Origin of the sequence: Jeotgalibacillus sp. R-1-5s-1 (assembly GCF_004405105.1) — a bacterium.
GTDB lineage: Bacteria > Bacillota > Bacilli > Bacillales > Jeotgalibacillaceae > Jeotgalibacillus.
The window spans coordinates 11655-30484 of the sequence record NZ_SORW01000014.1; the positions used below are offsets into that span (position 1 = coordinate 11655).

Annotated in this window: 20 protein-coding genes; 8 read left to right on the top strand and 12 right to left on the bottom strand. The window is 45.4% G+C overall.

What is annotated here, in order from left to right; all coding sequences use genetic code 11:
- Nucleotides 1-86 precede the first annotated feature (86 nt).
- On the top strand, nucleotides 87-1292 hold the full coding sequence (gene hmpA / locus E2491_RS07165) for an NO-inducible flavohemoprotein (protein ID WP_134374465.1): 1206 nt from the start codon (nucleotides 87-89) through the stop codon (nucleotides 1290-1292).
- A gap of 89 nt (nucleotides 1293-1381) precedes the next feature.
- On the opposite strand, the gene E2491_RS07170 is transcribed toward hmpA, so the two are convergent.
- The gene (locus E2491_RS07170; RefSeq protein WP_134374429.1) at nucleotides 1382-2836 is read right to left on the bottom strand and encodes a gluconokinase; all 1455 of its coding nucleotides are present in this window, start codon (nucleotides 2834-2836) and stop codon (nucleotides 1382-1384) included.
- A gap of 144 nt (nucleotides 2837-2980) precedes the next feature.
- Between E2491_RS07170 and E2491_RS07175 the strand changes: the two genes are divergently transcribed.
- Genes E2491_RS07175 through E2491_RS07185 form a run of 3 tightly spaced genes read left to right on the top strand, consistent with a single transcriptional unit; the run spans nucleotide 2981 to nucleotide 3649 of the window.
- Nucleotides 2981-3199 carry a DUF1659 domain-containing protein gene (locus tag E2491_RS07175; RefSeq protein WP_134374431.1) on the top strand — a complete coding sequence of 73 codons (219 nt, stop codon included), beginning with the start codon at nucleotides 2981-2983 and terminating at the stop codon, nucleotides 3197-3199.
- Between the two features lie 35 nt (nucleotides 3200-3234).
- Complete coding sequence (locus tag E2491_RS07180) at nucleotides 3235-3456, top strand: DUF2922 domain-containing protein (RefSeq protein WP_134374433.1); 222 nt, start codon at nucleotides 3235-3237, stop codon at nucleotides 3454-3456.
- 58 nt (nucleotides 3457-3514) lie between these two features.
- Nucleotides 3515-3649, top strand: a complete 135-nt coding sequence (locus E2491_RS07185; RefSeq protein WP_134374435.1) for a YvrJ family protein — start codon at nucleotides 3515-3517, stop codon at nucleotides 3647-3649.
- A gap of 514 nt (nucleotides 3650-4163) precedes the next feature.
- Here the strand turns inward: E2491_RS07185 and E2491_RS07190 are convergent.
- The 11 genes from E2491_RS07190 to E2491_RS07240 all read right to left on the bottom strand — a co-directional run bounded on the left by E2491_RS07190 (nucleotide 4164) and on the right by E2491_RS07240 (nucleotide 14328).
- Complete coding sequence (locus E2491_RS07190; RefSeq protein ID WP_134374437.1) at nucleotides 4164-4343, bottom strand: hypothetical protein; 180 nt, start codon at nucleotides 4341-4343, stop codon at nucleotides 4164-4166.
- On the bottom strand, nucleotides 4340-4531 hold the full coding sequence (locus E2491_RS07195) for a hypothetical protein (RefSeq protein WP_134374439.1): 192 nt from the start codon (nucleotides 4529-4531) through the stop codon (nucleotides 4340-4342). The genes E2491_RS07190 and E2491_RS07195 overlap by 4 nt, the downstream gene beginning before the upstream one ends.
- Nucleotides 4528-5397, bottom strand: a complete 870-nt coding sequence (locus tag E2491_RS07200) for a putative RNA methyltransferase (RefSeq protein ID WP_166805818.1) — start codon at nucleotides 5395-5397, stop codon at nucleotides 4528-4530. Before E2491_RS07200 ends, E2491_RS07195 begins: the two co-directional genes overlap by 4 nt.
- A gap of 294 nt (nucleotides 5398-5691) precedes the next feature.
- Entirely contained in the window at nucleotides 5692-6507 is an 816-nt protein-coding gene (locus tag E2491_RS07205; RefSeq protein ID WP_134374443.1) for a sugar phosphate isomerase/epimerase family protein, read from the bottom strand.
- Entirely contained in the window at nucleotides 6504-7481 is a 978-nt protein-coding gene (locus E2491_RS07210; RefSeq protein ID WP_134374445.1) for a DUF6005 family protein, read from the bottom strand. The genes E2491_RS07205 and E2491_RS07210 overlap by 4 nt, the downstream gene beginning before the upstream one ends.
- Nucleotides 7478-7744 carry an acyl carrier protein gene (locus tag E2491_RS07215; RefSeq protein WP_134374447.1) on the bottom strand — a complete coding sequence of 89 codons (267 nt, stop codon included), beginning with the start codon at nucleotides 7742-7744 and terminating at the stop codon, nucleotides 7478-7480. The genes E2491_RS07210 and E2491_RS07215 overlap by 4 nt, the downstream gene beginning before the upstream one ends.
- On the bottom strand, nucleotides 7741-8961 hold the full coding sequence (locus E2491_RS07220) for an AMP-binding protein (protein ID WP_134374449.1): 1221 nt from the start codon (nucleotides 8959-8961) through the stop codon (nucleotides 7741-7743). Before E2491_RS07220 ends, E2491_RS07215 begins: the two co-directional genes overlap by 4 nt.
- Nucleotides 8948-10558, bottom strand: coding sequence for an IucA/IucC family protein (locus E2491_RS07225; RefSeq protein ID WP_134374451.1), 1611 nt, complete (start codon nucleotides 10556-10558; stop codon nucleotides 8948-8950). The genes E2491_RS07220 and E2491_RS07225 overlap by 14 nt, the downstream gene beginning before the upstream one ends.
- On the bottom strand, nucleotides 10503-12275 hold the full coding sequence (locus E2491_RS07230) for an IucA/IucC family protein (RefSeq protein ID WP_134374453.1): 1773 nt from the start codon (nucleotides 12273-12275) through the stop codon (nucleotides 10503-10505). Before E2491_RS07230 ends, E2491_RS07225 begins: the two co-directional genes overlap by 56 nt.
- A 194-nt stretch (nucleotides 12276-12469) precedes the next feature.
- On the bottom strand, nucleotides 12470-12799 hold the full coding sequence (locus E2491_RS07235; protein WP_134374455.1) for an antibiotic biosynthesis monooxygenase: 330 nt from the start codon (nucleotides 12797-12799) through the stop codon (nucleotides 12470-12472).
- 485 nt (nucleotides 12800-13284) lie between these two features.
- Nucleotides 13285-14328 (bottom strand): NAD(P)/FAD-dependent oxidoreductase, encoded by a 1044-nt coding sequence (locus tag E2491_RS07240; protein ID WP_134374467.1) that lies wholly within the window; start codon nucleotides 14326-14328, stop codon nucleotides 13285-13287.
- Between the two features lie 206 nt (nucleotides 14329-14534).
- Between E2491_RS07240 and E2491_RS07245 the strand changes: the two genes are divergently transcribed.
- Genes E2491_RS07245 through E2491_RS07260 form a run of 4 tightly spaced genes read left to right on the top strand, consistent with a single transcriptional unit; the run spans nucleotide 14535 to nucleotide 18318 of the window.
- On the top strand, nucleotides 14535-15326 hold the full coding sequence (locus tag E2491_RS07245; protein ID WP_134374457.1) for an ABC transporter ATP-binding protein: 792 nt from the start codon (nucleotides 14535-14537) through the stop codon (nucleotides 15324-15326).
- A gap of 7 nt (nucleotides 15327-15333) precedes the next feature.
- Entirely contained in the window at nucleotides 15334-16260 is a 927-nt protein-coding gene (locus tag E2491_RS07250; protein WP_134374459.1) for an iron-hydroxamate ABC transporter substrate-binding protein, read from the top strand.
- Nucleotides 16261-16312: 52 nt separating this feature from the next.
- Nucleotides 16313-17314, top strand: a complete 1002-nt coding sequence (locus tag E2491_RS07255; RefSeq protein WP_134374461.1) for a FecCD family ABC transporter permease — start codon at nucleotides 16313-16315, stop codon at nucleotides 17312-17314.
- Entirely contained in the window at nucleotides 17311-18318 is a 1008-nt protein-coding gene (locus tag E2491_RS07260) for a FecCD family ABC transporter permease (protein ID WP_134374463.1), read from the top strand. Before E2491_RS07255 ends, E2491_RS07260 begins: the two co-directional genes overlap by 4 nt.
- The last annotated feature ends 512 nt before the right edge of the window (nucleotides 18319-18830 follow it).

Below are 18830 nucleotides of genomic sequence, written 5' to 3' on the forward strand. Positions count from 1 at the left end.
ATGTATTTGATATATTGCTTTTAAACAGTAAGAGAGTAAGATAAAGATGCATTAGAAATATATCTTTAATGACTGGAGTGGAAATGATGTTATCTGAACAGACAATCCGGACGATCAAGGCGACTGTCCCGGTACTCGAAGTCAAAGGAACCGATATTACAACCCGTTTTTATCAAATGCTTTTTGAAGCTCATCCAGAGCTGTTAAACATTTTCAACCATTCCAACCAGGAGCAGGGACGCCAGCAGACAGCCCTTGCTAATACAGTATACGCAGCAGCAATCCATATCGATCAGTTGGAAGCCATTATTCCTGCAGTAAAAAGAATCGCGCATAAGCATCGAAGCCTCGGAGTGAAGCCGGATCACTATCCAATCGTTGGAGAGTTTCTGTTAAAAGCGATTAAAGATGTACTTGGTGATGCTGCAACAGATGAGATTATTCAGGCGTGGGCAGAAGCGTACGGAGTTATTGCGGATGCTTTTATCTCTGTAGAAAAGGAGATGTACAAAGACGCTGAATCAAAAGACGGCGGCTGGGAAGACTTTAAAGCGTTCCGCGTTGTAAAGAAGGAAAAAGAAAGCTCACTGATCACCTCATTTTATCTGCAGCCGGAAGATGAACAGCCTCTTCCTGCCTATGAACCCGGACAGTATATTTCCGTCAGAATGCAGATCAGTGATGAAGATTATTTGCTTAATCGTCAATACAGTCTTTCAAGCGCTTATACACCTGACTACTACCGTATCTCAGTTAAAAAAGAAGCAGATCATTCGCCTAACGGCAGAGTATCCACCTATTTACACAAAGAATTGGAGGTCGGGCAGTCTATTGAAGTAAGCGTGCCGGCAGGTGATTTTTATGCAAATATTCACGAACGGACACCGATCACACTGATCAGCGGAGGTGTTGGAATCACCCCGATGCTCAGCATGCTGACTTCTATTGCAGAACAGAATAGTGAACGAAACGTCACTTTTATTCATGCAGCAAGAAATGAAGAAGTACGTGCGTTTGAGCGGGAAGTACAGGACGCAATGAACCAGCTCTCTTCAGGTGAAAGCTATGTTATTTATGAACAGAAGGGGCTTTCCGGTGATTTCGAAGGATACTTGAATACGGAGATGTTAAAAGAAATTGTTCGTAAAGACAGCCTCGTCTATGTGTGCGGACCGGCTTCTTTCATGGAAGCGGGCATACGTGGATTGCAGGACTGCGGACTGTCCTCAGATCAGATCCATTATGAATTTTTCGGCCCGGCGCTCGACCTTGAGACCGTGTCCGCCGGATAATCGTACGAGGCCGGGACAGTGCTGCTGTCCCGGCCCTTTTTTGGATATGGTTTTGCTGATTGAAAGGTTTTATTGTGACAGCAAACCCTTTACCTCATGCGCAACGCCACCCGCTCCTTATACCTGCTATAAACCTCCTGATAGAACCGGTGCTGTTCCATATCCGGCAGGACCGGTTCCCGAAAAGTAAGCGTTGATTTGATCTCCTGATAATGATGTTGCATGCCCAGACCAACCATTGCCGTCCAGGCGGCTCCCCATGCAGCTGTGTGATGCGTCTCCGTGACAATCACCTTTTTACCGAAAATATCTGCAACCAACTGAAGCCATTGATCTGATCTTGCCAATCCCCCATTTACATAAATCGTATGGGCCGGCGGGACCGACTTTCCGAGTTCTGCTGTAATGTGATAAAGATTCAGCGTGACTCCTTCAAGAACAGCACGTATCAAATCTTGCTGCTGATGTGTAATCGATAAGCCTGCAAACTCACCTTTTGCCTGCGCATCCCATAACGGAGCTCTTTCTCCATTTATGAAAGGAAGGAACAGAAGTCCATTTGAACCAGGCGCTGCTGTAAAGCCCTTTTCTAAAAACGCCTGGAAATCCTCCGGTGCATTCAGTGTCTTTTTGAGCCATTCGATCACGACACCACCATTGTTTGAAGCCCCGCCAACAATGGAATACTGCCGATCGAATAAATAGCAAAAAGCAGAATGACTTTCCTGAGTCTGAAAACCTTCTGTCCATTGTCTGACTGCAGCACTCGTTCCGGCTGAAATCGTCATCTCTCCCTGTTCGACCGCGCCGCTTCCAAGTGTCGCAAGCTGTCCATCCGCTGCCCCGACCACAAATGATATCGTTTCCGGGATTCCGGTCTTTTTTGAAACCTGCTTACTTACATGCCCAAGTACTGTATCAGGGGACACAATGTCAAAAAGCTGATCCTCCTGAATCCCTGCAATCTGCAATAGCTCCCCGTCCCATGTTTTCTCTTCAATATTCATCAGCCCTGTTGCACACGCTGTCGCAAAATCAACCATATCTGTCCCAAACCAGTGCCATAAAATATATTCCTTTAAAGATATGTATTTAGCAGCGTTCAAATAAGGCTTATATTGATGGCCCTTCATCCAGAGCAATTTGATGAAAGGAGACATTGGATGAATTGGTGTACCTGATTTCTGAAACAGTCTCAGTCCCTCTCCTTTTAGTAGATCATCTGCCTCCGCATGTGCCCTCCGATCCGACCAGATCCATGCGTTTGACAGTGCATTCCCCTCTTCATCTATACACAAAATGGCGTGCATCGCATTTGAAAATCCGGCAGCTATTACTGGTCCATCCACTGACTGAACCGCATCATTTAATGCTTTTTCGGCTGCCATACGGACCTGCTCAGGATTCTGTTCAGCTGAACCATCAGAACCGAAAATCGTTTCTACTTTCACTTCATTTTGAGCCATCACCCGACCATTCTTATCAAACACAACAACTTTTACACTCGTCGTCCCAAGGTCAATTCCCGCCACATATTCTGCCACATTACCCGCTCCTGTCCTGTTCGCCTTTCTTGTATTCTACCATTTAGCGACAGACTTTCTAAAAACCCGTAGTCAAGTTTTTGAAAACAGGGTATCTATTTTCCTCCTTTGATGCGATCTGTTTCATGAAAGGAGGTGATACACATGGCAAACGCACACGTAATGGATATCCGTTTGAGACTTGTTTTTGACGCAGGTTTCAAGGATGGCAAACCGGTTTTCAAACGCAGAACATACAGCCGCGTACGTTCTGGCGCAACTGCTGATCAGCTGTTTTACACAGGATCTGCACTTGCTTCATTAAGTCAGCACAACCTGCTGGACATCGACCGTCTCGAAACCGCTTCGATTCTTGAAGTGTAAGGTGAATAATTGATTTAGAGAAAGGAGGAATTCCCTTGGATAAAACGTTAGAGCTTATCTTCATCACGTCTGAAGGCAGCACGACATCTCTTTCAGTCGACGGACCAACTGAACCGATCGATCCGGCCGCTGTACAAACAGCAATGCAGACGATCATTGACCAAAACGCTTTTGTCTCCACATCCGGCAGCCTGGTCGGGATCAAAAGTGCCCGCGTTCTTACGCGCGGAGTTGAACCTGTAGATTTTGCATTGTAATCAAAAAGGGGCAGTCAGCTGATGCTGGCTGCTTTTTTCTAAAAGGAGGGAAAGTCCCGTGGAACAGTGGATCACGCTTATCAGTGATGTTGGATTTCCGATCATTGTCACGCTTTATCTCCTTCACCGGATTGAAGCAAAACTTGAGGCGGTTATCCAATCCATACACGGCTTGACGGAGCGAAGCCAGTGACAGCAGGCAGCCCCCATCCTGATTGATGGGGGCTGCTTGTTTTTGTTAGATTCTTTAAACCGTCCCGGGTCATTTCATTCGCGGCTATGCGGTGAGTCAGACTTGTGCACAACCGTGTTGATGTCGATCCAGCGATTCTTGCTGTCGATAGCCTACCCACTTCGGTTGATAGGCAGGTAATTAATGTTTACAGGCTGTCAAAGTTAGTGGCTTTTGTTGATGGCGGCATGATTAATGTCAATAGACACATGCCAACTGTTGAAGACGTCTTCATTACTCTTCATAGCAGGGTGAAAACAGTCGTTAGCTTACGATAGCCCGCCACGCTTATAATTTGAATTCATCCTATTTGAGAATCGCAGATTAAGCCATTGGTCCCGATTTTACGAAACAACGGTAAGATTGTGCGAACCTGCATGAATATCTTGCGAACACATCACAAAATCTCATGAACCATCCTCTTCATTCTCCGAAACCAGCTCAAAATCCTGCGAACCATCTCCACATCTCACATTCATTCCGAAGATTTCCCCTTAAACCAGCCCATTTTCGTCCAAACAAGGTAATACGCGAGTGCAAATACAGCTGCCGCTATAAGGTTTACTACAAAAGCGACTTCACCAGTCTGAATAAGATCAAATAAACTCAATAAACCAAAGACAACTGCATAAACGCCAAACGCCCGGCTCTTCATGACTGCTTCTCCTTCCTGCGTTTTTTCAATTCAAAATTCCACAGCAGCATCGTAAACAGAAGGCTGAATAATGCCGCCTGAATCAGATTGACCGTCCACTTGATTGAATCTGCCAAAAGGAGATCCCACACGAGTGCAAAAATAAAATAAATCATTGCATATAAAAAGAACCGAATCACGATTTTCATTCTGACACCTCCAGCTCCACTTTTTTCACACCGATTAAAATATCCACATCGATTGTCATTTCCGCCATTTTTTTATCCAGAAATGATTGAACCTTGTCCTGATCTGCACGCCAGCTGAGCGGCGTCATTCTAACAAGGGCTGCAATAGCAGCATGATCAAGCTGTTGAGTGTGCTGCACCGTGATTTTGTCCACCACATCAAATTGATCATAAAAGGCTGCCGTTGTTTCCTCATTTGTATACTCTTCATCAAAGTAATGCTGACGCAGTTCTTTTAAATAGCCCGTCCTGGGGACAACCTTGATAACCCGGCCTCTTTTTGTTAATAACCTGCTGAATTCACGATAGTTCGCTGGGGATAAAATATTTAATACGATATCTATCGAATCATTTTCCACAGGGGCTTTTGCCAGATCAGCGGTTATCCACAATGCTGATTCATCATGGCTTGCCGCTGTCTGGATACCATCCTTCGCCAGGTCCATCCCGATTCCTGTAAAATCGTTCCCTTCACATTTTCTCAAAATATACGACAGATGCGTACCTTCTCCGCATCCGGCATCGAGAATCTTTAATCCTTGTTCATTTTGCACTAACTGGACAATCTGATCGGTCACCGGGTAAAAAAATCCCACCTCATCCATCAGATACCGTCTGGCCTGAAACAGCTCTTTTGTATAGTTTGTTTTGACTGATTTCTTTAATAAATGGAGAGAGCCATTTTTCGCAATGTCAAACTGATGGCGGTTTGCACAGATGAGGGATGTTTCATTGACGGCAAGCTTTTCCTGACAGACCGGGCATGTTAAATGCGGGAAGGATTCCCGGATCCTGAGTGCAGCTGCTTCTCTTTTCTTTAGTTTCATTTCTGTTTGCTCCTGATTGTTTTCTTTTATCATATCAGAAATCGGGTTTCCTTTTATTCACAGGATTTGTGCACATATCCACGGGATTATGAAGAACTTCTCCTCGGATGATGTTATCCACATGTTAATAAATGAGAATGGTAGTTTAAAAACTGAAATATAAAAATAAAAAGTATCTCTTCATTCAAACTTTGTGTTTGACCAAAAGCAGTGGTCTGTAGGAATTCTGTATACAATCATAAAAAAAGTCTGCCTCAGTTAATCCTGGCAGACTTTTTTTATGATTGACTATATTCATTTTACACTCATCAGTTTTCCTGCGTTTTGGATGAGTTGGCTGTCGTGTTTTAAAATGGTGTCAGGGTCTGGTCCGAACCATTCGAGGCTTCCTGTGAGTGAGTCGAGTTTGGAGCCAAGTTGTTCGAAGAATTGTGTGTAATTGACTGCTCCTTCGAATAATGGGACCATTCCTTCGCGGCTGCCGGCTGCTGCATAGACGTTTGCGGGATTGAAAACGTGTAATTGCGATCGGTCGGCGATGTTTTTTAAATGCAGGTGATCAATGTATGGTTCGAGTTGATGAAATGCTTCTACCGGATTGGCTCCTGACTCCCAGACGTGAAGGACATCAAAGTTGATTCGGAAGGCCGGATGCCCAACTTCTTCAATCAGTTTTAAAGTGGAATCGAGTGAATCTGCCAGTGTGCCGGGATGGGTTTCAACGAGGAGCTTTTGTCCTCCCTGGAGCCGGGCACAAATGTCTCTCAGCCTTCTCGTGATTTCTTTCCTTTCGGCTTGCGTGACGGATTCACTTCCCTTTGTCCCTGCAAAAGTCCGGATTTTCGTGGTCTTCCATTTGTCCGCGAGCATGGTTAATTCATCTGTTTTTCTGTATAAATCCTTCAGTTCTCCATCAAGTGGCAGGTAATCGCTGATCATACTGATCGTGACTCCATTTAGCGTGGAGGGGTCGCAGAACGGATTAAGGTTTTTCGCATGAATGCCCCACAATTCCATAGAGTCGAACCCGTTCGCAGCTGCAAAGGATGCGATATTTGGCAGTGATCTCAGGTGGTGACGATAGCTGATTGTACAAAGTGACAGTTTCATCCTGCGTACTCCTTTATGGTGGAAGATTGTTGTTCCCATTCTCTGAAACAAGTTAATAAAGATTGCTTAATAGCGTATTCGCGCTTATGCTGCTGATCAACTCTTGCGTAAAGGTCTGCAAGTATTTTCTCAGAGCCTGTTCTGGCGTACTTGATCGAATGGAAATGCAGTGCCCGGAAGCCCTGAATCAGTTCTTCAATTTCATCACACCAACGCTCAAATTGATCCTCAGAAATATTAAGCGCGTTACTGAAAAAGGCGAAGGCGTGCTCATAGGCATATTTTCGAATCGTGAGAACTGGAATCTGGTGAAGCGCATCGCTCAATTGTTCCCGTTTCCCCTGCATATCTCCGGTTGAATAGGCTTCGATAATGCTTTTAATAGCCTCTGTAAATGGATTTTGATGCTCTTTCAGACATGTGCCGAAGTAAGCATGGACCGCTTCATCTGAAGCAGGCTTAATTCCCCCTGCATCAAAATAGAATCCACCCTGCGCAATAGGTGATTCTATCGCATACAACACTTCATTTTTCGGAAGTACGCCCTCCCATCTGAAATCCGGGTCATACATCATCCACTTGTCAGGATCGTCTGTTTTTTCAATCATGACGTAATGCGGAAACTCAGGCTCATGAAATTTATTCTCTCTTGAAGGTATTCTTGATAAATCGAGCATCACCATGACATTGCGGTCCTGTGGTTTATGCTCAATTAATTGAAGGAAAGCCTGGATGTTGTCATGCTTTGATTTCGTTTGATCAAACCATTCCACAATATCGATTCCGTACAGTGTTTCATACCAATTTTTAAAGAAATCATGTGAGACGCTGTCTGCATGGTAACGGAGTTGATAGTCTTCCGTTACAGCAAAATCAGCATCCCATACGCCAAAATAAAAGGGACGATGATCTGCTTCATGATGACGTTTAATCGCTTCACATACGCAGCTGACAAAACAGTGAACCTTAATCACTTCATTCCCTCCCTTTGCCGTTCTTCCATGAGTTGAACGAGTGACTGGACAGTTTGAAGCTTTTCCACACTTAATGATTCATCCGGGATTTCCAGTCCTGTCGCGAGCTCCATTTCCACAATAAGATGCAGCATCATGACTGAATCCAGATCAAGATCATCCTGCAAATGAGACATGACATCAATCTCTTCAGGTTGATGTCTCTCAAAGGTTTCTGCAATCAGCTTCACGACCAATTGCTCCAGCTCTTTTGCTGATTTCATAACATCACCCCTAACTGTCTTCTGCTGATCTTCCCATTAGGAAGCGTTGGAATTGCGTCAACAAAGTGCCACTCCTTTGGCAGCTGATAGGAGCTGAGGAGAGGACGGCAATAGTTTTTCACATCATCTTCAAGCTTTGTACCTGTAATACAGACGCACACTCTTTCCCCGCTCCAGTCGTCTACTTTTTTAAATACGACCGCTTCCTCCACCTGTTCATGTCGAAGGAGTACTTCCTCAATATCAGACGGATACACATTCCGCCCGGCAACATTGATCATATCGTCCATACGGGCTGTGAAATGCCACTCCTCATTTGCATCCTGCCATCCGAGATCGCCTGATCGGATGGTTTTATCCTTCAGGTGAATCATCATTTCAGCAGGGTTTGATTCTGTACCTCCAGTGATCCGTATGTGCGGCAGCGTTTTGCCGATGTGGCCAGGCTCTGTCACGTCTTCAGCAATCGACACGCATCCTGCTTCTGAACAACCGTATTGCTGAAGCGTATGAATCGATTTTTGTTTAATCTGCTTCAGCCATTTAACAGGTAAGGACGTTCCGGACATCATCACAGCCGGAATTTGTTCCTTCGATAGACGGCAGATCGCATGTAAATAGGCAGGTGCTGCATACAAAATACTGCGGGGATACTGACGTACTGTTGATAGCACATACCCCGGATTCAGCTTAGTAATAACAACAGGAGCCGCTCCACGATCTATGCTCGCCAGGAAACCGCAAAGCATGCCATACGCATGTGTGACGGGGCAAGCGATGATAGAGTGTGTTTCTTCAGAAAGTGGAAAAGCCTGTTGATAACTTGTAAGCTCTGTTTCGATCTCTTCCCATGACCTGCTGATCCGCTTCGGTTCCCCGGTTGTGCCGGAACTGAAAAAATAGAGTTCACGTCTTTCCTCCCGGGCACTTTCATTCAGCACATGGACCTCTTCCATCGTTCCATCTATCAACACTGAACAACCCGCTTTGTCAGCAAGGAGACGCGAGCGGTCTGATGATTCATCTTTATGAAGCGGCAACAGGGTGAGCTGGTGTTTTCTTGCATACAAAAGAAATGTCAGCCACTCTCCAGTATCATTGAGCCTTACAGCAATCCCGCTGCTCCGGTATTCATTTAACCAGGAAAGCTCGTCGTAAAATGAAAATCTTTTTTCTATATCTGCTTTCGAATAAATCGTTTGATCAACTTGAAACATGTTGTATCAACCTTTCTCTCTGATCTGCAAACGGATTATGTACGCAGAGTGTTTGATCAATGCCCCACTTCGATGCGAGAAGCGATTCAGCTGTCCATTCTTTTTTAAGTAACCCTGCACAATCCATCCTCTTTTGACAATCAGGATGACAGTCCAGCCATTGTACGATCTCCTCATGGACGATTTCCCAGAAACGGTCTTCCTTCAAGTACTGATGGCGTTCCAGTGCATAACTGAAATCGCTCAGATGATAGACAAATAACGTATCTGTGATCAGCTCGGTTAATAACGCTGGAGAGGACATTTCATAGTATTCATCCAGTGCCCAATTGTTGAAGGATGGGTGAATACTTTTAAAATCCGGCAAGTCAGCCGGATCTGCGAGAAAATGATGACAATACTCTACGCTGTCGTGAAAATCACGCAGCATGATTCGCTTTGGCCAGCCGTTTTCAAGCACAAGCAGACTATTTTGCGCATGCGCCTCAATGGCCACACCGTGTCTGATAAAAAGATGTAAAACGGGTATGACAAAGCATCTGATCAGCTGACGGACCCATGCTTCAGCACCAAAGGTCTGGATCCAGTGACCAGCAAATACGTCTCCTTGTTCTTCTACAGCGAGTGCATTCATCGGTATCACCGATTCATTTCTGCTGCAGAACGACTCAGGACTCTCTCTCCAGATCGCACTGAATTCTCCCCCGCTAAAACGGTCAGATTCATATGTACACGATGCATATTCTTTCAGTATTTTCACACCCTCCAAACCCTGATCGTTTTCAACGATTCCAGATAACCAGCCTGACACGTGTGGAGCTGCCAGCGCATTTTCCGGCTGGATCGTTCGCATGGATGAGGTCTGTTTCATGTTCATGGACAGCTTTACATGATTTTTATCAGGATGCCATAGTGTCCGCACCGATTGGGATGCATAGTAATATTCATCCGTAAAACCAATCGGTACCACTCCCTCAGCCTCAAGCTCGTGTTCAAAATGCTGCCACTGCCAGGGATGAACCGGCATTAACGCAGAACCTTCCGGACATTGCTTGAGCCAGTATTCCGCCTGCGTGCCAAATTCCTTCAGGAAAAAAGTCTTTTCATCAGGAAAGCTCTGTTGAAGATACGCCTTTGGAAATGCCGCAATCATAACGGGGAATGACTGACCATATTCCGGTCCAAAACAGCGGTGATCCTTTTGTGTAAACCCGATTCTCGATTTAAAAGAGGGATGATAAGGATGTCCCTCAGAAAGCGCAGAATCCAGCCGGTCACCGTTCAACATACGCCTGTGATCGAGAATCGGGGAATCTGCTGAAAAATGCGCGGTTCTATTGAGTTCATCTTTAAAAGGCTCAGTGATTGAAAGCAAGTCTAATATCTCGTTAAATGTCAGATTCCCACTTGCTCCTCTTATCGTTCCGATATCAAGACGAATCCGCCCGAAAGCACTCTTTCGGCCATGAATGACCATTTCACTTCCATCCTGACAGCTGATACAAAAAACCCCGTCATCAAACGTATAAGCGATCAGTCTTTCAAAAAGCAGCGCTTCGAGCAGCTGTCTGATCACCCGTTTTTCTGACTGATTCATCTCTCATCCCTCCGTTTAAAAATGGATTAGGTAAGTAGGCATACACGGCTTTTTCAGCGATCGCCTCCAGCTCATCAATGTTCTGCAATCTCGTCATCAGATTGGCTTTAAACGGCAGTTCACGGGCAGTAAGCACATGCTTCAGCCACCTGTTCGCTGAGCCTATGGATGCAGCTGCGTAATCATGAAGCTTATCCACAGTGAGCCCGATCAAAGCTTCTTCTGTAATCAGTCCGTCCTTACCCAACCGGTTGATCACAGCAAATAAATGATTCATAAACAAGTAGTAAGTAAAGCGGGGCTCGATCTCTGCTTCATCAAAAAATTCTTCCTGCAGCTGATTCATTTCAGGTAAAGCTGAAATCATTTTATTCCGCTTATTGTTTGATAAATAAAAGCCCTGATTATCACGGAAATAAGCTTTTTTCGGAAGCCCCGTTGAAATATCAACGAGCACATTCTGCTGATGCGCTTCGAGTGCAATGCCTTCTTCGTCATACAGACGGATCAGCGGATAAATGACCTGATTCAGATAAGATAGAAACCATTTTTCCGCCGTTTGCTCAAGCTCTTCCTCCGGCTCCTGCAGGGACAGAATCAGCTTTTTCAAATATCCCGTTTCACCTGTCGGGTTCTGCACAAGGAAAGCCAGCGATACAATCCCCTTCTGATGACGGAACGGATTATCTCTCAAAATTAATTCAAAACCGGATTCCTGCTGATCTGACAGGACGGTCAATGCAGAATGATCATGAATAAACGACAAAGTGGAAAAACGCTCCTGAATTCGTGTTTTTTGTATGTAACGGGACATGATCACCCCAGCCGTCAGTTCATGACGCTTGTTCACACGGAGTGAATTGGTCAGTTGAACCGGTATCGATCCTTTAATCATCACGTCACTTGACGGGTGATACAGCGTTCTGAACGATGAAGTTGGATAAAATGCCGGTCCCTGCCTTCCCAAAAAGCGCATTTGTTCATGATTAATGGCTTTTTTGACCCAATCCTGCTGCAGTAAATAATCTGCCTGCAGAGGATGTAACGGGAAAAGAATTTCTTCGCTGTTTAATTTGAGCTCAGGATACAATACAGCGATTTGTTCAGCAGGTGTCTGTAATCGGCTGGTTTCCTGTTTAACGAGACGCTGGTTCACCGCAAATAAAGACAGCTGAAACGAGCTTTTCATTTCAGGAACATAAGCCGGATACTGCCATTCCGATACGCCCTGTCTGCTTTTTGGCGTCGGATGCATCCAGTGACCGAATGGAATGCTCTGTTCCGATTGAATAAATGAAAACCTCGATGGATGAGACTCTGACGGATATTTCATATAAGCTGATACCGTCAGCTCCATCGCCCGCCAACTGTCGAGCAGTCTGTACAGCAGATCATCATAATGGGAGCAGCGACCTGTCAGCACATGCAGCTTCTGACAAAGTGCAATCATGACCTGAAGAGGCTCTGCAGGAATCCACCTGCCGACAGAATGCTGAAAAACCCTGCCGTATGTGTGCCCGCCCGTTAAGGAGTAATAAGTGACCTCAATTAAAAACTCTTCTGCCTTCAGCCACTTTGCCTGTTGAATAAGCGGAATGTCACTGATCGTTTGGATCTCCTGAATGGTTAGCCAGGCAATATTGTCTGCCTCCCTGACATAGCTATTCATAAATGCCTGAAAAGAGGCAGTATTTGCTATCTGTTTCGCCTGAATCATTGTGTCTCCACCTTCTTTACTGGACCTATAACCTATAGTTGAAAATCATTCTCATTTACTAGTGTTAAAAAAGGGACTCTATCATTTCTTTCTGCAAAATGATGAAAGATTCCCTTACGAAAAATAGATGGACATGATTGATGAAAGCTATTACGCAGCCCTAATTGAAGCTACTAACCTGTTATGTATCGCGATTAAACGGATGGAATTCTTGCAGACTTTGATCCCATGACCTCATAAAGATCCTGGCGGCTGTCGAGAATAAATTCCGGTGATGGCTGCCCTCTGCGCGCACGGTGTCCTGCCAGGTGAACGTCACTTGTCTCCCAGGCTTTCCAATCGCTTTCTGATTGCCAGCGAATCATAACAAGCACCTCTTCTTCTCCTCTGCGCTGCTTTCTTTTGAGGACAGACAGATCAATAAAACCAGGTTGTTCTTCGATGATTCCCTCCCCGGCAAAGCGTTCTATCATCTGTTCCGCATTTCCTTCTGTTACACGGATGGTTTTAAGCTGAACGAACATAATTATTCCTCCTTTGATGTCATTGTTTGTCATTATAGTTGATAATGAATATCATTTTCAAGTGATATTTTACATTTATTTGAGAATGCATTTCTTTAGAAGAGGATTAATGTGAAGATGCTCCTTTATTCACAGACTTTGTGCACATATCCACGGGATGATTGGGCATGACTTATTTTTAGCTGTTATCCACATGTGAATAAGTGAAGGTGGTCGCGCAAGAGTGGTTAAATGACTTCGGAAAGTGGTCGAATAAGCCGAAAGAGTGGTTAAATAACCTGAAAGAGTGGTCAAATAAAGCCAAAAAGTGGTTAAATAACCTGAAAGAGTGGTCAAATCAATGCTGACCAAACGCCCCCTCTACTTATCTTGATCCGGACAATGATGAAGAAAATAAAAAGGCAAATGATCTACATGCAGATCATTTGCCTCAGCTTGTTTTAGTTAATTAAGAAACCGGGACATCTCTGCCCCGGTTTTTCATTTTATAATTTTTTTACGAGTTCACGGTTGCGGTCTTTGAAAACGTCGTTATGGGAGGAAACCATTGCGGCTGCTCCGGCGTCAGGAGTGATGTAGCGTTTTGCCTGGTTAACGGCGTTGGCTGCGTCGTGGAAAGCACCCATGAGCAGGTTGAGTTTGCCCTCATGCTTTACTATATCGCCGGCTGCATATAAACCCGGGACGGTTGATCCACCGGCTGCACATGCTTTGATGAAATAATCATCGGCCATATCGATTGGCAGCTCACTGTTTTTAATAAGTGAGGCATCAATTTCGTAGCCGTGATTAATGATGACATCGTCCACATCCAGATAGCTGACTTCATTTGTGATGCTGTGGGTCAGTTCAACTCGCTCTATGGCATCGTGAGCTGCTGATGCCTGAAGCTTCGTGATCTGTGTGTTCAACAGACACACTGCTGAGCTTTTCATCAGCTGACCAATCTGTGCCTCATGTCCTTTGAAGTTACAGCTGCGGTGTGTGATATACACTTTTTTCGCAATCGGCTCAAGTTCATTTGCCCAGTCAATCGCGGTGTTTCCTCCACCTGAGATTAAGACGGTCTTGTCCTTAAACTTTTTCAGCGATTGGACTGTGTAGTGAAGGTTTGTAACTTCAAAACGCTCAGCTCCCTCGATTTGAAGCTTTTGAGGATTGAGAATTCCGCTCCCAACTGCCACAATGACAGTTTTGGAAAGGTGGACGTTACCACTTGCTGCCGTTACTTCAAAATGACCATCTTCATTTTTTCGGATTGCATCCACTTTTTCATTTAGATAGACTGATGGATCAAAAGTCAGTCCCTGTTCAATCATCTGTTCAACCATTTTGGCACCTGTGACCGGCGGCATGCCACCTGCGTCCCAGATCATTTTTTCAGGATATACGTTCACTTTTCCGCCTAAGTGCGGCTGATATTCTAGTATTTTCGTTTTCATTCCGCGAAGACCGCTGTAAAAGGCAGAATATAATCCTGCAGGCCCCCCGCCTATGATCGTTACATCATATAATTCATTGCGCATTATTTTCACTCCCGATTATCATTCCTCAAATCATCCGTGAACCATTGATATATAAGCGATTGATTCTCATTCTCATTTACATCATAAGAGTATTGTAGCATAAAAGCAATCTGAATTGTGTTGACAATTTAAATTTAGCGGCTTATAGTATAAATTGCTGATAGTGAGAATCATTATCATCATAGTGAAAATACATTGGAGGCTCTCCTATGGTGCGTTTGTATACAGAAGATATTTCCATTGGTTATGGCGATCAGCCGATTGTCAAAAACCTTAGTATAAAAATCCCCGACCAGAAAATCACGACCATTATCGGAGCAAATGGCTGTGGGAAATCAACTTTATTAAAAGCAATAACGCGAATTATCTCCCATCAGTCCGGATCAGTAGTGCTGGACGGACAGCCGATTTCAAAAGAGAGCACCAAAGCACTGGCTAAAAAGATGGCTATTCTACCCCAGACCCCGGAGAGTGCAGCAGGTCTGACAGCCGGTGAGCTTGTTTCTTACGGTAGGTTTCCACATCAGAAGGGACTTGGCCGGCTCACCAAACGTGATATAGAAGTAATCGACTGGGCACTCGAAGTAACAGATACGATTGACTACAAGCACCGCCCTGTCGATGCTTTATCAGGAGGTCAGCGACAACGTGTATGGATTGCCATGGCACTTGCTCAGGAAACGGATATTATTTTTCTTGATGAGCCGACTACCTACCTCGACATGGCCCACCAGCTGGAAGTGCTTGAGCTGCTGCAAAAACTGAATAAGGAGCAGGGTCGCACGATTGTTATGGTGCTTCATGACCTGAATCAGGCAGCACGGTTTGCTGATTATCTCATTGCTTTAAAAGACGGTGAAATTGTAAAAGCAGGCTCCGGTGAAGAAATTATTCAGCCGGACATCCTCAGAACAGTCTTCAATATTGATGCCACTATTGGACGCGATCCACTGACCAATAAGCCTATGTGTTTATCTTATAATTTAGTAAAAGGAGCTTAACCACACCATGAAAAAGTCACTATTACCTGTTTCCCTTCTTGCCGCTTTAGTGCTGGCAGCCTGCAACTCAAACGCTGAAACGTCTTCTTCAGACGCAGCAGCTGATAACAGTTCATCCGAGCCTGAAACCATCACATACGAATCAGAAAACGGTCCAGTTGAAGTGCCGGCAGACCCTGAACGCATTGTTGTTCTGTCAACATACGCGGGGAATGTGCTTGCACTCGATGACGATATTGTTGGGGTAGACTCGTATTCAAAAGGAAGTCCAAACTACGACCTTGAAGATGCACAGGAAGTCACTGCTGATAATCTTGAGCAGATCATCGAGCTTGATCCTGATCTGATTATCGGTCTTTCCACTACACCAAACCTTGAACAGCTTCAGGAAATTGCACCTACCGTCACTTATACTTACGGTGCCCTTGATTACCTTGAACAGCAGATTGAAATTGGAAAGCTCCTGAACAAAGAAGAAGAAGCAACAGAATGGGTTGAGGACTTCCAGGCCCGTGCGCAGGAAGCTGGAGAAGAAATCAAAGCAAAAATCGGTGAGGACGCAACCGTCAGCGTCATCGAAAACTTCGATAAACAGCTTTACGTATTCGGCGACAACTGGGCGCGCGGAACCGAAATTCTTTATCAGGAAATGGGTCTGAAAATGCCTGAAAAAGTGCAGGAAGTTGCACTCGAGCCAGGTTACTACACCCTTTCAGCTGAAGTTCTTCCTGAATACGCAGGCGACTACTTAATCGTCAGCCGCGTGGCAGATCAGGACAATTCGTTTATGGAAACCGAAACGTTTAAAAATATTCCTGCCGTTAAAAACGGAAATATGTTTGTCGCAAACGCTGAGGAATTCTATTTCAATGATCCAATCACACTGGAAATTCAGCTTGAATTCTTTAAAGAAAATTTCCTTGGTAACGAATAAATTCCAAAAGGCTGTAGCCCTCTACAGCCTTTTTTGTGTGAAATGAGTGAAGATGATGAATAAAGAACGTGCGTTAACCATTAAATTTATCGGGGCATTTCTTATTATGACTGCGATGTTCCTGGTTGCCATCACGTTTGGTGCGGCCGATACTTCATTACGGGACGTTTTCCGCGCCATATTTACAGGGGATCGCAGCTCGACCTCCCTCGTGCTGATTGAAATCCGCTTCCCCCGTGAAGTCGCAGCCATCGTTGTAGGAGCAGGACTTGCCGTATCAGGTGCCATTATGCAGGGTATGACAAGAAACCCGCTGGCAGACCCTGGACTTTTAGGCCTGACAGCAGGTGCAAATGCTGCTCTTGCTGTTGCCTTTGCGTTCATTCCGGGCATCAATTATATGGGCATTATCGCCGCAAGCTTCGTCGGTGCTGCAGTCGGTGCCGGACTTGTGTTCGGGATCGCTTCATTACGAAGAGGCGGCTTTTCACCTATACGTGTCGTGCTGGCAGGCGCAGCCGTTTCCGCTTTTCTTTTCGCAATCGCAGAAGGCATTGCACTGACATTCCGTTTATCACAAAACGTTGCGCAATGGACAGCAGGCGGGCTGATCGGGACAACCTGGAGTCAGCTGAATCTGCTGATTCCCATTACAGCAGGTGGTATTTTAGCCGCCATCCTTTTTTCTAAACAACTGACAATACTGAGCTTAAGCGAAGAAGTCGCGGTAGGACTCGGCTCAAGAATCGGCCAGGTTAAAGCGGTATTTTTTGTGCTGACGGTTATTCTTGCCGGTTCAGCTGTTGCTCTTGCCGGCAACTTAGCGTTTGCAGGCCTTCTCGTCCCGCACATTGTGCGCTCGATTGTCGGAACGGATTACCGTTACATCCTGCCGATGTGTGTACTTGTTGGCGGTACTTTCATGCTGTTCGCTGATACCGCAGGAAGACTGCTGAATGCACCATTTGAAACACCAGTTGCAGCGATCGTATCCGTGCTCGGCCTCCCATTCTTCTTGTACGTTGTTCGTAAAGGAGTGAATATGTCAGCATGATCCACCCATCTGTTATTAGAAAACAACGTATATTTATGATTGCTTTTTCACTGCTTGTACTTATCACCATGATCGTCAGCATTGGATTCGGTGCTTCTTCCGTTTCCTATGATCGCATCATCCCGACAATCCTTGGTCAGGGAGAGTTCGTAGACGAATTCGTGTTATTTGAACTGAGGCTTCCGCGTATGCTCGTCACTCTTTTAGCAGGAATGGCTTTGGCTGTATCAGGGTCTGTCTTACAAAGCATCACCCGAAATGATCTGGCTGACCCCGGTATTATCGGAATCAACTCTGGCGCGGGCGCTGCTGTTGCCGTGTTCTTTCTTTTTGTTCCGATCGAAACGGGGGCTTTCACCTATGTCATTCCAGCGGTTGCCTTTGCGGGGGCACTGATTACAGCTATACTGATTTATCTTTTCGCCTATGAACGGGATCGAGGACTGCAGCCGATCCGACTGATCTTAATTGGCGTCGGTTTTTCAGCGGCACTTTCAGGGTTGATGGTCGTCCTGATCTCTTCTACAGATCGCGACAAAGTCGACTTCATCGCACAGTGGCTTGCAGGAAATGTATGGGGAACAAGCTGGCCATTCGTCTGGGCGCTTCTCCCCTGGCTCGTCATTCTCGTGCCATTTATCTTATATAACGCACAGCGGCTGAATATCTTAAACATGAGTGAGCCGGTGGCAATCGGTGTGGGGGTAAAAGTAAACCGGGAACGAATTATTCTGATGCTGACTGCCGTAGCCCTTGCCGCTGCAGCCGTATCTGTATCAGGTGGTATTGCCTTCATCGGCCTGATGGCGCCGCATATCGCAAAGTCACTGATCGGCCCACGCAATCAGCTCTTTATCCCAATCGCCATGCTCATTGGCAGCTGGCTGCTGCTCACCGCAGACACCATCGGCCGAAACCTCATCGACCCAACCGGCGTCCCTGCAGGCGTCGTCGTCGCGATTATTGGTGCACCTTATTTTGTTTATTTATTGTTGAAGAAGTGATTTATGAAGATTGGTGCAAATGAAAACCGGGAAGGATTTCCCCTTCGCTTTCCACGGCCGGGCGGTGAACCTCTTGTGCTACGCACAACGGTTTCACCTGTCCCTCCTCCGCCGTAGGAGTCTCCGGGGAAATCCTTCCCTCTTTTTGATTAATTAAAATCCGTATTAAAAAGTGTAATAGTTAAGAGAACTGCTAAAACATTCACAATTGAGTTAAAAACTCTTCCAGCTTATTAAACAACACCCATCAAAAAACTCCTGCGAAAGCAGGGGCTTTTCATGATTTTGACTACCAATCTGTTGGTTTTTAAAAATGTCCTAGCTCATCATGCTCCGTTGATCAACGAAGATATCAAAGGGCTGGGACCATCCGTAGACTCCTGTGGCGGAAAGGGACAGGTGAAACCGACTGTGCGAAGCTCAGGCGGGTTCACCGCCCGGCCACGGAAAGTCAGCTATATTATAGTCAAGAGAAAAAACAGATCTTTTTTGGTTTTTTTTTGAGGATCATC